This is a genomic window from Micropruina sp. (assembly GCF_047606665.1).
In the GTDB taxonomy this organism is placed as follows: domain Bacteria; phylum Actinomycetota; class Actinomycetes; order Propionibacteriales; family Propionibacteriaceae; genus Micropruina.
This window is the reverse complement of record NZ_JASGEF010000044.1, coordinates 42,227-55,151: the sequence shown is the minus strand read 5'-3', so window position 1 is coordinate 55,151 and position 12,925 is coordinate 42,227. Positions and strand designations below refer to the sequence as shown.

The 12,925-nt window shown below is 69.0% G+C and carries 10 protein-coding genes; 1 reads left to right on the top strand and 9 read right to left on the bottom strand.

What is annotated here, in order from left to right; translation table 11 throughout:
- Nucleotides 1-136: 136 nt before the first annotated feature.
- The 6 genes from QM619_RS10665 to eda all read right to left on the bottom strand — a co-directional run bounded on the left by QM619_RS10665 (nt 137) and on the right by eda (nt 7,241).
- Complete coding sequence (locus QM619_RS10665) at nt 137-1,612, bottom strand: MFS transporter (RefSeq protein ID WP_415108015.1); 1,476 nt, start codon at nt 1,610-1,612, stop codon at nt 137-139.
- Nucleotides 1,613-1,709: 97 nt separating this feature from the next.
- Nucleotides 1,710-2,732, bottom strand: coding sequence for an L-idonate 5-dehydrogenase (locus tag QM619_RS10660; RefSeq protein ID WP_415108012.1), 1,023 nt, complete (start codon nt 2,730-2,732; stop codon nt 1,710-1,712).
- 27 nt (nt 2,733-2,759) lie between these two features.
- Complete coding sequence (locus QM619_RS10655; RefSeq protein WP_415108010.1) at nt 2,760-4,241, bottom strand: mannitol dehydrogenase family protein; 1,482 nt, start codon at nt 4,239-4,241, stop codon at nt 2,760-2,762.
- Nucleotides 4,242-4,247: 6 nt separating this feature from the next.
- Nucleotides 4,248-5,462 (bottom strand): D-mannonate dehydratase ManD, encoded by a 1,215-nt coding sequence (manD, locus tag QM619_RS10650; RefSeq protein ID WP_415108008.1) that lies wholly within the window; start codon nt 5,460-5,462, stop codon nt 4,248-4,250.
- A 4-nt stretch (nt 5,463-5,466) separates the two neighbouring features.
- Nucleotides 5,467-6,573, bottom strand: a complete 1,107-nt coding sequence (locus QM619_RS10645) for a sugar kinase (RefSeq protein ID WP_415108006.1) — start codon at nt 6,571-6,573, stop codon at nt 5,467-5,469.
- A 38-nt stretch (nt 6,574-6,611) separates the two neighbouring features.
- Nucleotides 6,612-7,241, bottom strand: coding sequence for a bifunctional 4-hydroxy-2-oxoglutarate aldolase/2-dehydro-3-deoxy-phosphogluconate aldolase (gene eda / locus QM619_RS10640; RefSeq protein ID WP_415108003.1), 630 nt, complete (start codon nt 7,239-7,241; stop codon nt 6,612-6,614).
- 139 nt (nt 7,242-7,380) lie between these two features.
- Between eda and QM619_RS10635 the strand changes: the two genes are divergently transcribed.
- Entirely contained in the window at nt 7,381-8,133 is a 753-nt protein-coding gene (locus QM619_RS10635; protein WP_415108000.1) for an IclR family transcriptional regulator, read from the top strand.
- A 159-nt stretch (nt 8,134-8,292) separates the two neighbouring features.
- On the opposite strand, the gene proB is transcribed toward QM619_RS10635, so the two are convergent.
- The 3 genes from proB to QM619_RS10620 form a co-directional block, all read right to left on the bottom strand.
- Complete coding sequence (gene proB / locus QM619_RS10630; protein ID WP_415107997.1) at nt 8,293-9,411, bottom strand: glutamate 5-kinase; 1,119 nt, start codon at nt 9,409-9,411, stop codon at nt 8,293-8,295.
- Nucleotides 9,408-10,949 (bottom strand): GTPase ObgE, encoded by a 1,542-nt coding sequence (gene obgE / locus QM619_RS10625; RefSeq protein ID WP_415107994.1) that lies wholly within the window; start codon nt 10,947-10,949, stop codon nt 9,408-9,410. The genes proB and obgE overlap by 4 nt, the downstream gene beginning before the upstream one ends.
- A 358-nt stretch (nt 10,950-11,307) precedes the next feature.
- Nucleotides 11,308-12,747, bottom strand: a complete 1,440-nt coding sequence (locus QM619_RS10620) for an MFS transporter (RefSeq protein ID WP_415107991.1) — start codon at nt 12,745-12,747, stop codon at nt 11,308-11,310.
- Between the last annotated feature and the right edge of the window lie 178 nt (nt 12,748-12,925).

Sequence of the window (12,925 nt, the reverse complement as noted above, 5' to 3'; positions counted from 1 at the left end):
TAGGTGTCCCTCCGGCACCCGCCACGCTTGGACGGTCGCCCCGGCCACACCACTCTGGGGTCGATTTCAGGCTCAAGAGGTTCCGCAGGCAGGCGAAAGTCGATTGGGCGTCAGCCCTGCCTGCGGAACCTCTGAATCAGATCACATCCTCCGGTTTCGGCAGGCCGAGTTGGGCCCGCTCGCGGCGGGCGAACGGACCGATGATGGCCTCGCCCTTGCGGGCGTCGTTCAGCACGGTCAGGTCGCGCCCGGCGGTCTCGGGCATGATGATCGCCGCGCCCAGCGAGCAGATCGAGAAGAAGGCGATCATGATCGCGATCGGCCACCACGAGCCGGTGGCGACCACCAGCGCGGCCGCCACGACCGGGCCGATGCCGGTGGCCACGATGGCCGCCAGCTCCTTCGCCAGGGCCAGCTGGGTGAGCCGGGCGCGGGCGCCGAAGAGCTCCGACATGGTGTTGTTCTCCAGCGAGGCCAACGCCAGCACCGAGGTCTGGTGAATGATGATGTAGCCGGCGAAGACGCTGTTGACGTCCTTGGACGCGATCATCCAGATCATCGGCACCGCCAGCACCAGCGCGATCGATGACATCACGATGTACATCAGCTTGCGGCCGACCTTGTCGCTCAGCCAGCCGACGATCGGCACGGTGGCGAAGCCGATCAGCGACGAGGTGATCACCACGCCGGTGCCGATGCTCGGCGCCAGCAGCAGCACCGTGGTGATGTAGCTGATCAGGTAGGTCTGGATCATTCCCGAGTTGCCGGCCTGGCCGAAGCGCAGGAAGAAGCCTTCGAAGAACGCCCGGCCCTTGCGCTCGTGCATCGCCTCGGCGAGCACGTTGTCGTGGCTGGCGGCGATCTTCTGCTCCAGTTCCTGCTTGCTCAGCGCTTCGCCGTCGACCACGTCGGCGCGGCCCTCGAACACCGGCGACTCCTTCAGGCTCCGCCGCAGCCACACCGCGAACAGCATGATCAGCGCCGAGGCGATGAACGGAATCCGCCAGCCCCACTCGACCACGGTCTCAGTGGACATGGTGGCCACCAGCAAACCCCAGATCGCGGACGCCCCGAGCGTCCCCGAGTTGGTGCCCAGCGCCACCAGCGAGCCGACCAGTCCGCGGCTCTTGCGCGGCGCGTACTCGGTGAGCATCACCGACGAGCCGGCAATCTCGGCGCCCGCGCCGAAGCCCTGGGCCAGCCGCAGCACCACCAGCAGGATCGGAGCCATGATGCCGACCTGGCCGTAGGTGGGCAGGAAGCCGATCAGGGTGGTGGCGATGCCCATCAGCGCGATCGTGTAGAAGAGCACCTTGGTGCGGCCGATCCGGTCGCCGAGGCGTCCGAAGTACCAGGCGCCCAGCGGACGGCTCAGGTAGCCGGTGGCGTAGGTGGCCATGGACGAGATCACCGCGACGCCGGGTTCCTCGCCGGGGAAGAAGACCTTGCTGAACACCAGCGCCGCGGCGAGCGAGTACAGCTGGAAGTCCATGAACTCCAGGGCCGTGCCGAGCCAGCCGGAGACGGCGGCCTTGGCAAGGTCTTTCGTGGTGCGTTCTGCTACTCCGCTGGAACTGGGCGGCCCGCCGGCGGCGGTATTCTCTGCTGTCATCTGCTACTCCTTCTCGGTTACGCGATAGATGGGGTGTGCTCGGATAGGGGTGGACGCTGGCGGCAACCGGCGTCCACCCGTTTCTGTCAAGTGATCGTCAGTTCTGCTCGTCGAGCCAGAGCGAGACGACGACCTTGCCGGATTCCTGGCTGTTGCGGGCGGTCTGGAACGCCTCGACGATGTCGTCGGCATCGATCACATGGGTGATCACGCCGGACAGCTGCGGGTAGGCGGCCAGCAGTTCGATCGCCTCGCCGATCTCGTCGTTGAACCGGAAGCAGCCGACGTAGGTGACCTCTTTGGAGACGAACGGCGCCAGGTTCACCCCGATCTCGCGGTCGGGCAGCATGCCGACCTGGGCGACGGTGCCGCCCCGGCGAGCCGCGACCAGCGCCGGGCTGATCGCCGGACCCACGCCGGAGCATTCGAACACCACGTCGTAGGCCAGCGCGGGAATCTGCCCCTCGCGGACGTTGATGGTGTGGTGCACGCCGAGCGACTTGGCCCGGTTCAGCGGGCCGTCCAGGACGTCGGTGGCGGTCACCTCGGCGGCCCCCTTGACCACCGCGGCAGCGGCCAGGCACAGCCCGATCGGACCGGAACCGGTGACCAGCACCTTCTTGCCCTCGACCCCGCCGGCCAGCGCGATCGCATGCAGCCCGACCGCCAGCGGCTCGGCCAGGGACGCCTCCTTCAGGCCCAGTCCGTCGGGCAGTTCGCGGATCATGAAGTCCTTCACCACCCGGTATTCGCTCATCCCGCCCTGTGTGTGCGGGGTGGTGGACGCCGAGCCGAAGTAGCTGCCGTTCGGCCACAGGTAGGGCCGGTCCTCGATGCCCGGCTCAGGGGTGCCGTAGGTGGCCGGCGCGATCGTCACCCGCGTCCCCGCCGCCCATCGTCCGGACGGATCCAGGTCGACCACCCCGGACATCTCGTGGCCCGGAACCAGCGGTTCGGTGACGATGAAGGCGCCGTTGCGTCCCTCGAAGTAGTAGTGCAGGTCAGAGCCGCAGATGCCGCCGTAGTGCATCCGCACCCGCACCTCGCCCTCGCCGGGCTCGGGGATCGGGGCGTCCTCGATGGTGATGTTCTCGGCGGCGTGAATCTTGAGTGTCTTCATCGACATTCCTTTCCAGGGTTGCGATCTTCAGGATTGGGCAGCGTCCAGAGCGGCGCGGGCCGCCTCCCGGACGCCGTGGCTGGCGATGATCTGGACGAAATCGGCCACCCGCTCGGTGAACTCGTCGCGTCCGGCCAGCGTCTCGGGGAAGAAGCCGCCGCGGACGATGGCCTCGACATGGGCCCGTGTCGATCCGGCGCCGGCGGTGGCCGCGGCCAGCCGCTGCTTGGCGGGCTCGATCATCTCGGCGGCGATCGGTCCCGGATCGAAGCCCTCCGGCGGGCAGACGCAGGCGATCCAGCCGGCCACCATCAGCGCCAGCTGCTGCGGCACCTGGCCGAGGTCGAGCATCCGCAGCGCCGGGTCGGGCACGCGCTGCAGCAGCTTCAGCGAGCCGTCCGAACCGACCCGCGCGGTGGCGTCGCCCAGCGCGTGGTTGCTCCACCGGTCGAACAGCTGGGCGATGTAGGCCTGCGGGTCGAAGCCGGACGGCAGGGCGATGCTGGGCAGGTATTCGGTGTTCAGCAGTTCGGTGACACATTCCCGGACGAAGTCCTGGCCGAAGCTGGACGGGATGGTCGGCTGGCCGTCCAAGCCGCCCAGGTAGGAGATCAGCGAATGCGAGCCGTTCAGCAGCCGCAGCTTGACCAGTTCGTAGGCCTCCACCTCGTCGGAGAAGATGGCGCCGGCCTCTTCCCAGGCCGGACGCCCGGCGGCGAACCGGTCCTCGATCACCCACATGGTGAACCGTTCGGCGGGCACCGGGATCGCATCGGCCACGCCGAGCAGTTCCTGAACGCGGGCGCGGGTGGCGTCCGTGGTGCCGGGCACGATCCGGTCGACCATCGCGTTCGGGAAGGTGACCTGGCTGGCGAACCAGTCGTGAAAGCCGTCCGGGGTGGCGGTGGCCTGCAGGTATTGGCTGACCATCCGGTGCGCGGTGTGGCCGGCCGAGACCAGGTTGTCGCAGGACAGGATGGTCAGCGGGGCGGCGTCGGCCTGATAGCGCCGGATCAGCGCGCCGGCCAGCTGGCCGATGCTGGTCCGCGGGGCGTCCGGGTTGGCCAGGTCGGCACTGATCAGGTCACCGTCGATGTCCAGGTCGCCGGTGACCGCGTGGCGGCAGTAGCCGTTCTCGGAGATCGTCATGGTGACCACCTTGATCTGCGGGTTGGCGATCCGCGCCATCAGCTCGGCGGTCTGCTCGGCGGCGACCAGCGTCTCGCGATGGACGTCCATCACGTCGACCCGCTCGCCGGCGCTGGACAGCTCCAGGATCGAGTACCGGTAGTCCTGCCCGGCCAGGGCGTCCACCACCCGGCGGGAGCGGTTGGCGACAGCGACGATGCCCCAGTGACCGCCCCTCGCCGCCATCGCCTTGGCGGTGTATACGGCGGCGTGGGCGCGGTGGAAGTTGCCGATCCCGAGATGCAGCATGCCGGGCGTGGGCGGCGCGCTGGCCCCCAGCACGCTGCCGGAGTAGCTGGCCTTGGACAGTGGTTGAGTCATCGTCGATCACCAATCTGTGAGAGTGCCGTCGCGGCGGCGGGCCACGGGCAGGTAGGCGGGTTCGTAGTAGTTGGAGTTGTGCAGATCGTCGTTGAGGGTAACGCCGAGGCCGGGCTGGTCGCCGGGTTGGAGGTGTCCGTCGGCGACATGCCAGGCGTGCGGGAAGGCCTCGTGCACCAGGCCGGGGTAGCCCATGTATTCCTGGATGGCGACATTATGAGTGGCCACGCCCAGATGAATGGACGCCGCCAGCGAGACCGGCGAGACATCCGAGGGACCGTGCGGCGCGGCCTGGACGCCGTACACCTCGGCCAGCGCGAAGATCTTGCGAATGTGGCTGATGCCACCGGCATGCACGACGGCGGTCCGGATGTAGTCGATCAGCCGGTTGCTGATCAGCTGCTGGCAATCCCACACCGTGTTGAACACCTCGCCGATCGCCAGCGGCGTGGTGGTGTGCTGCCGGACCAGGCGCAACGCCTCCTGGTCTTCGGCCGGGGTGACGTCCTCCAGCCAGTACAGGCCGACCGGTTCGACCGCCTTGCCCAGCCGCGCGGCCTGGATCGGGGTGAGCCGGTGATGGACGTCGTGCAACAGGCCCACACCCTCGCCGACGTGTTCGCGGACGGCGGCGAGCACGCCGGGCATGTGCCGCAGGTACGCGTCGGCGTCCCAGGTCTCCTCGACCGGCGCGGCGCCCCGTCCGGCCGGCTCGTAGACCGGACCGTTCGAGATGCCGTAGACGATGTCCAGGCCGGGCACTCCGGACTGCACCCGGATGTTGTCGAAGCCGGCCGCGCGATGGGCGTCCACCTGTTCCAGCAGGGCCGGCAGGTCCCAGCCCAAGGCATGCCGATAGGTGGGCAGCCGGTCACGGACGCGTCCGCCGAACAGGGTGTACAGGGGCTGGCCGGTGCGCTTGCCGAGGATGTCCCACAAGGCGACGTCCACCGCACCGATGGCCGCCATGCCGATCGGGCCGCGACGCCAGTAGACCCCGCGATAGAGGTACTGCCAGACGTCCTCGATGCGGCCCGGATCGCGTCCGATCAACAACGGCCCGACGTGGTCGCGCAGATAGGATGCCACCGCGAGCTCGCGTCCGTTGACCGTCGCGTCGCCGAGACCGACGATGCCGTCGCGGGTGGTCAGCCGCAGCGTCACGTAGTTCCGCGACGGGCTGGAGACCAGCACCTCCACACGTTCGATGGCGTCCGGCATGGTGCTACCGATCGACCCGTGCGCTGCCGCCGCCGGCCAGCTTCAGCACTTCGGCGTTCGTGGCCATCGTGGTGTCGCCGGGGGTGGTCATCGCCAGCGCCCCGTGGGCAGCCCCGTACTCGACGGCGGTCTGCAGATCCTGGCCGCTGATCAGGCCGTAGCACAGTCCGGACGCGAAGGAGTCGCCGCCGCCGACCCGGTCCAGGATCTCCAGGTGCTTGCGGTCGGCAGCCTGCACCAGCCCGGTTTCCGGCGACCAGGCCAGCGCGCTCCAGTCGTTGTCGGACGCCGAATGCACGGCCCGCAGGGTGGTGGCGATCACCTGGAAGTTCGGGTAAGCCGCGGCGGCGGCGGCGATCATCCGGGCGAAACCGTCGATCGGCAAGTCGGTCAGGTGCTCATCGACGCCCTCGATCTCGAAACCGAGCGCGGCGGTGAAGTCCTCTTCGTTGCCGATCATCACGTCAACGTAGCGGGCAAGTTCGCGGTTCACCTGCTGTGCGCGGGATTGGCCGCCGATGCTCTTCCACAGGCTCGGCCGGTAGTTGAGGTCGTAGGAGACGATCGTGCCGTGCTTCTTGGCGGCCTTCATCGCCGCCAGCGCGGTCTCGGCGCTGGTCTCGGACAGCGCCGCGTAGATGCCTCCGGTGTGCAGCCAACGCACCCCCAGGTCGCCGAAGATGTGCTCGAAATCGACCTGCTCGGGGCGGAATTGGGCGATCGCGGTGTGGCCCCGGTCGTTGACGCCCTTCGCGCCCCGCACGCCGAACCCCCGCTCGGTGAAGTTCAACCCGTTGCGCACCGTGCGGCCCACGCCGTCCGAGGCCACCCAATGAATCAGGGACGGGTCCACTCCGCCGGCCATGATCATCGACTCGACCAGATGACCGACCTCGTCGTCGACCAGCGCGGTGATCACCCCGGCCCGCTGACCGAACACTCGGCTCAAGCCCCGGACCACGTTGTACTCGCCGCCGCCCTCCCAGGCGGTGAAGCTACGCGCGGTGCGGATCCGGAACTCGCCCGGATCGAGCCGCAGCATCACCTCGCCGAGCGCCAGCGCGTCATAGCGACACTCGGCTGCGGGACGCAGGGTGAGCTGGTCGGTCATGCGATGCTCCTTGACGATCGGGGGTTCGGCGGCTCGGGTCAGACGACGGACGCCGCGGCGACCGCCTCGGCGCTGAGTTGTTCGATGGTGGCGAAGTCGCCGGCGTCCACGACATCGGCCGGCACCATCCAGGAGCCGCCGACCGCCGGGACGTTCGGCAGCGACAGGTAGTCGCCGAGGTTCCCCGCCGACACTCCCCCGGTCGGCACGAACCGGGCCGCCGAGAACACCGACGCGAACGCCTTCAGGGTGCCGGCACCGCCGTAGTTGGAGGCGGGGAAGAACTTCAACGTGGTCAGACCGGACGCCAGCGCGGCCATCACGTCGCTGGGGGTGACCGTGCCGGGCACGATCGGGACGCCCCGCTCATTCGCGCGGGCAACGGTGGCTGGGCTCAAGCCGGGGCTGACCAGGAACCGGGCACCGGCGTCCACGGCGAGGTCGACCTGGTCGGGGGTGAGTACGGTTCCGGCGCCGACCAGCAGATCGGGATTCTTCGCCATCGTGGCGATCGCCTCCGGAGCGGCCGCCGTCCGCAGCGTGACCTCCGCGACCGGCAGGTTTCCGGCGACCAGCGCGTCGGCCAGCCCGGCGGCCCGCGCGGCATCGCGCACCACGACGACCGGCACGATGCCACGGGCCAAGACCTCGTCGAGCAGATCAGACATGCAAGCTCCGTTTCAACCATTGAAACCAGCGGTTCGTTGTCTGAAACATCCTCGCATTCGTCCGGATGCTTGGCAAGAACCGTTTTCTTCACAGAATCGCCCGTTGCATGGAACGAAACAGCAGGGCATCATCGGCCTCATGACGGACGGTCCACGCATTGAGGCTATCGATCGCGCCCTGGCATTGCTGACTGCGCTCGCCGAAGCCGGGCCGGACGGCGCCACATTGGCCGGGTTGGCGTCCGTCACCGGGGTCAACAAATCGACCGCTTATCGCGCGCTGTCGACCATGCGCGCCCGCGCTTTCGTCGCCCAGTCCGAGGCCACCGGCGACTACCGGCTGGGTTCGGCCGCGATGACCCTGGGCGAGCGCTTCCTCACTCCGCAGAGCCTGGCCCAGTCGCTGCATCCGGCGCTGGTGACGCTGTCCCGCGCCGTCGACGAGCTGGTGCACCTCGGCGTCCTGGTCGGCGACGAGGTGCTGTATGTCGACAAGGTGGAGCCCGAACGGGCCATCCGGGTCTTCTCCGAGATCGGACGCCGCACCTCGGCCGCGACGTCCGCGATGGGCCGGGCGCTGCTGGCCGCCCGCGGTGTCCCCGACGACCAGTTGGCCGCCTATCTGCATCAGCGCGCGCTGACCGTGGAGCAGCTGGCTGCAGTTCTGAACGCCGCCCGTGCGCGCGGGTTCTCCACCGAGTTGGAAGAGAACGAGCCCGGCGTCGCCTGCCTAGGTGCGGCGCTGATGCGCGGTCCGGACGCCGTGGCCGCCCTCTCGATCACAATGCCCGCCGAGCGCCTGACCGAGCAGCGCCAGGGCGAGCTCGCCGAGCTGATCGGCAGCCTGCTCCCCCCGCTGCTGCCCGAAGGACTCTCGCTCTGGACGCCGTGAGTGCCGGCAGCCCCGTCATTCCGGATTCCGGCGAGCGCCGGAACCCGGTCACCCCGACCGAGATCCCGTGGCAAGCACGGGATGACGAACCTTCCCTTCCGTCGTCCCGGCGAACGCCGGGATCTCCAGGGCCAGCCGAGTCGATGAGTGCGTCCGCCCTCAGTGCTGGCGAAATTTCACGATCAGGGCGTCGCGATGGACGACCTCGCGATCGAACTCGGGGCCGCGTTCCGCCACCAGTTGATGGGTGCTCTTGCCCAGCAGGCCGGGCAGATCGGCCGCGTCGTAATTCACCAGACCGCGTGCTACCACCGAGCCGGCAGGGTCGACCAGCCGGACCGGCTCGCCGGCCAGGAAGTCGCCGTGCACCGCGGTGATGCCAGCCGGCAGCAGGGACGCCTTGCGCTCCAGCACGGCGTTCACCGCGCCGGCGTCAAGCACCAGGTCGCCCTTCGCCTGCGAGGCGTAGGCCAGCCACATCAGCCGGCGGGACCGCTTCTTGCCGGTCGGCTGGAAGGCCGTGCCGACGTCCTCGCCGGCCAGCGCCGCAGCGTGGTCGTCGAAATGGGCCAGCACCACCGGGATGCCGCCGGCGGTGGCGATCCGGGCCGCCTGCAGCTTGGTGGTCATGCCGCCGGTGCCCACCGAGGAGCCGATCCGGGAGGTGTCCACCTCGAGGTCGTCGACGTCGGCCACGTCGGCGATGCGCTCGGCACCGGGCTCGGACGGGTGCCGGGTGTAGAGGGCGTCGACGTCCGACAACAAGATCAGGGCGTCGGCGCGGACCAGGTGCGCGACCAGGGCGGCCAGCCGGTCGTTGTCGCCGAACCGGATCTCGTGAGTGGCGACGGTGTCGTTCTCGTTGACCACTGGGACGGCGCCCAGCTGCAGCAGCCGGGTGAAGGTGCGCAGGGCGTTGCGGTAGTGCGCCTGCCGAGTCAGGTCGTCGACGGTGAGCAGCACCTGGCCGACCACCAGCGAATGGGTGGCGAACAACGCGTCGTAGCGCTCGATCAGCAGCCCCTGCCCCACCGACGCGGCCGCCTGCTGGCTGGCCAGGTCGCGAGGCCGGGTCCTCATGCCGAGCGCCGGCATGCCGGCCGCGACCGCGCCGGACGACACCAGCACCACCTCGCGTCCGGCTCGCCGCAACTCGGCCAGCGTCGCGACCAGCCGCTCCATCCGTTCGGTGTCGAGCCCGCGGCGTCCGGTCAGCGACGAGGAGCCGACCTTGACGACGACCCGCCGGGCCTCCGCGATCTGTTGGCGCGTGCTCACCACTGGTCCTCGATGTCCTTCTGATCGCTGCCTGCAGGGTCGCCGGTCAGGTCCTCGGCGGGTTCGGCGTAGCCGTCCTGGGCCATCCGGGTGGACTGTTCGGCCTGTTTCGCGGCGTGGTATTCGGCGTCCAGCCGGCGGCGGCGCTTCACCGACTCGCGCTCGTCGAACAGCCGTTGGTCCTCGCCGCGACGGGACAGCAGTTCGGCGCCGATCTCCACCTGCGGAGCGAAGTCGAAGACCACCGGATGCTCTCCCGATCCGATCGCCACCGCGTCCCCGGCCCGTGCCCCCTGGGCCAGCAGCGCGTCCTCGATGCCGAGCCGGGCGAACCGGTCGGCCAGGTAGCCGACGGCCTCGCCGTTGCCGAAATCGGTCTGCCGCACCCAGCGTTCCGGCTTCTCGCCGCGCACTCGCCAGACGAAGCCGCCCTCGCCGTCGCCCTGTTTGCGAATGGTGAACTCCGGACCGCCGGCCACCGGCGCGGGGCGGATCACGATGCGTTTCGGATCGGGTTTGGGGGCTGCAGCGCGGCGCCGGACGACCTGGTCGGCCATCGCGAAGGTGAGCCCCCGCAGGCCCTCGCCTGTCTTGGTCGAGATCGCGAAGACCGGCAAGCCACGGGCCTCCAGGTCGGCACGCACCATGTCGGCCAGTTCTGCGGCGTCCGCCACATCGACCTTGTTCAGGGCGATCATCCGCGGCCGGTCATCGAGGCCGCCATGCGCGGAGAGTTCGCCCTCGATCACGTCCAGGTCGGTGACCGGGTCGCGTCCGGGCTCGTAGGTGGCGCAGTCGATGACGTGGACGATGGCCTGACAACGCTCGATATGCCGCAGGAAGTCGTGGCCCAGGCCGCGTCCCTCGGACGCCCCCTCGATCAGGCCGGGGACGTCGGCGACGGTGAAGGTGACCTCGCCGGCGACCACCACGCCGAGGTTCGGCACCAGGGTGGTGAATGGGTAGTCGGCGATCTTCGGACGAGCCCGGCTGATCGCGGCGATCAGCGACGATTTGCCGGCGCTCGGGAAGCCGACCAGCCCGACGTCGGCGAGCACCTTCAGTTCGAGGGTGATTCGGCGCGATTCGCCCTCTTCGCCGAGCAGCGCGAAGCCGGGCGCCTTGCGGGTGGCGGACGCCAGCGCCGCGTTCCCCAGGCCGCCGCGTCCGCCGGCCGCCACCACGATCTCGGCGTCGGCACCAATCAGGTCGGCCAAGGTCTCGCCGGTGTCGGCGTCGGTGACGATGGTGCCGTCGGGCACCGCCAGGACGATGTCGTCGGCATTCGCGCCATTGGCGTTGTCGCCCTTGCCGGGTTGCCCGTTGCCGGCGCGGCGCTGGGACTGGCGGTGATACTCGACCAACGTGGTCAGGCCCGTGTCGACCCGCAGGATGACAGAGCCGCCGTTGCCGCCGTTGCCGCCGTCCGGCCCGCCGAGCGGCTTGAACTTCTCCCGGCGGATGGACGCGCAACCATGCCCGCCGTTGCCGCCGGCCACTGTCAAGGTGGCGGAGTCGACGAAAGAAGGAATGGCCATGGCGAACTTTCCGGGTGCGTGCGTGAGTGGCGGAACCGCCTCTCATCGTCCCACAGTGCTCGGGGGGCCATCGACGGCCGCCGGCCCTCGTGCAGACCTGGGCCGGCACCCGAGGGGATGATCCTCGGTCGACGGCGTGCTGACCGCGGGGCGTCCGAACTGAAAACGGCGCGCCGTCCGGGCGGTGCAGCGAGTTCATCAGGGTCAACGGCACCCGTCGTCGGCTGCGTGGCCGGCATCGGCGTCCACGCCATCGCCCTGTTGTTCCTTTGCGCCGTGTGCCGCAGCGTTATCTCGGACTTTGATCCGGGACGACGGCGGCACCGGAAGACCCGCTCGGTGCCTTCGTCGGGCAGTACTAGTGCAGCACGTCGGGCTCGGTTACCGCGTCGAGTTCGTCCTCGGCGGAGGCCGCCGAATAGTCGGTGTCCTTCGTCTCACGGGTGAACAGCAGCGCGACCAGGGTCAGGACGCCGGCCAGCGCCAGGTAGACCCCGACCGGCCAGGTGCTGCCGCCTGCCCAACTCCACAGCGCGACCGCAATGATCGGGGCCAGCGCGGCGCCCAGGATGCTCGACACGTTGTAGGCGACCGCCGAACCGGTATAGCGAACATTGGTCGGGAACAGCTCGGGCAACAATGCGCCCATCGGGCCGAACGTGATGCCCATCAGCAGGAATCCGAAGATCAAGAACGACTGGGTCATCGCGCCGCTGAATGCCGGAGTGGCCTGCGGCCGCAACCAGAGCGCAAAGCTGAGTCCGAACAGGATGATCGCGACCGTCGTCCAGATCAGCAGCTTGCGGCGACCGATGGCGTCCGCGACCGGTCCGGAGAGCAAAGTGAACAGGCCGAAGAACACCACACCGATGATCTGCATCAACACGAAATCGGTGTAGCTGAAACCCAGTCCGCCCGGTGCGCCCGGCGCTGGGGTGGCCTTCGCGGTGCCGTAGGTCAGAGTGAAGCTGGTCATCAGATAGAACAGCACGTAGGTGGCCAACATGATGAATGTGCCCAGCACGACCTCGCGCCAGTGGAATCGGAAGGTGGCGCCCAGCGGCACCTTGCGGATGGCGCCGCGCTTCTCAGCCTTCACAAACGCCTCGGACTCGACCAGCCGCAGCCGCACCCACAGGCCGACCGCGACCATCACCGCAGAGAACAGGAACGGCACCCGCCAGCCCCAGGATAGGAACGCGTCCGACTTCAGCAGCGGGTCGCCGGGGTGCGGCAGTGCGAAGTTGATGATCAGGAAGAGTCCGTTGGCGATGATGAAGCCGAGCGGCGCCCCGAGCTGCGGGAACGTGCCGTACCAGGCGCGCTTGCCGGCCGGGGCGTTCTCGGTGGCGACCAGCGCCGCACCGGACCACTCGCCGCCGAGCGCGAAGCCTTGAGCGAGCCGCAGGATCAGCAGCAGGATCGGCGCCAGCAGGCCGACCGACGTGTAGGTCGGCAGCAGGCCGATCAGGAATGTCGCGATGCCCATCACCAGCAGGCTGAGCACCAGGGTGGTCTTGCGTCCGCGCTTGTCACCCAGGTGTCCGAAGACGATCGCGCCGATCGGACGAGCGATCATCGCAGCACCGAAGACACCGAAGGACGCGATCAGCGCGGTGGTCGGGTTACCGGTCGGGAAGAACAGCTGCGGGAACACGAGCACAGCGGCCGTGGCGTACACGTAGAAGTCGTAGAACTCGATGGTGGTGCCGATGAGGCTGGCAGCGATCACCCGCGCCGGCGTATTGAGCGGAGCCGGCGATGGGGACGAGGCATGCGGTGCGGAGGTAGCGGTCATTGGGGTGTCTCCCTTCCAGCCGAGAACCCTACGACCGCGACCGCCGTCCCGAACAGCGCATTTCAACCCGTGTCGCCAAGATCGGCGACGCAATGGTCCGTGCCTCGCGCGACGATGGTCCGCGCCCGCGCCTGGTCGCTCTGAACCGGAAGGGGACGGTTCCGATCCAGCGCAGAGG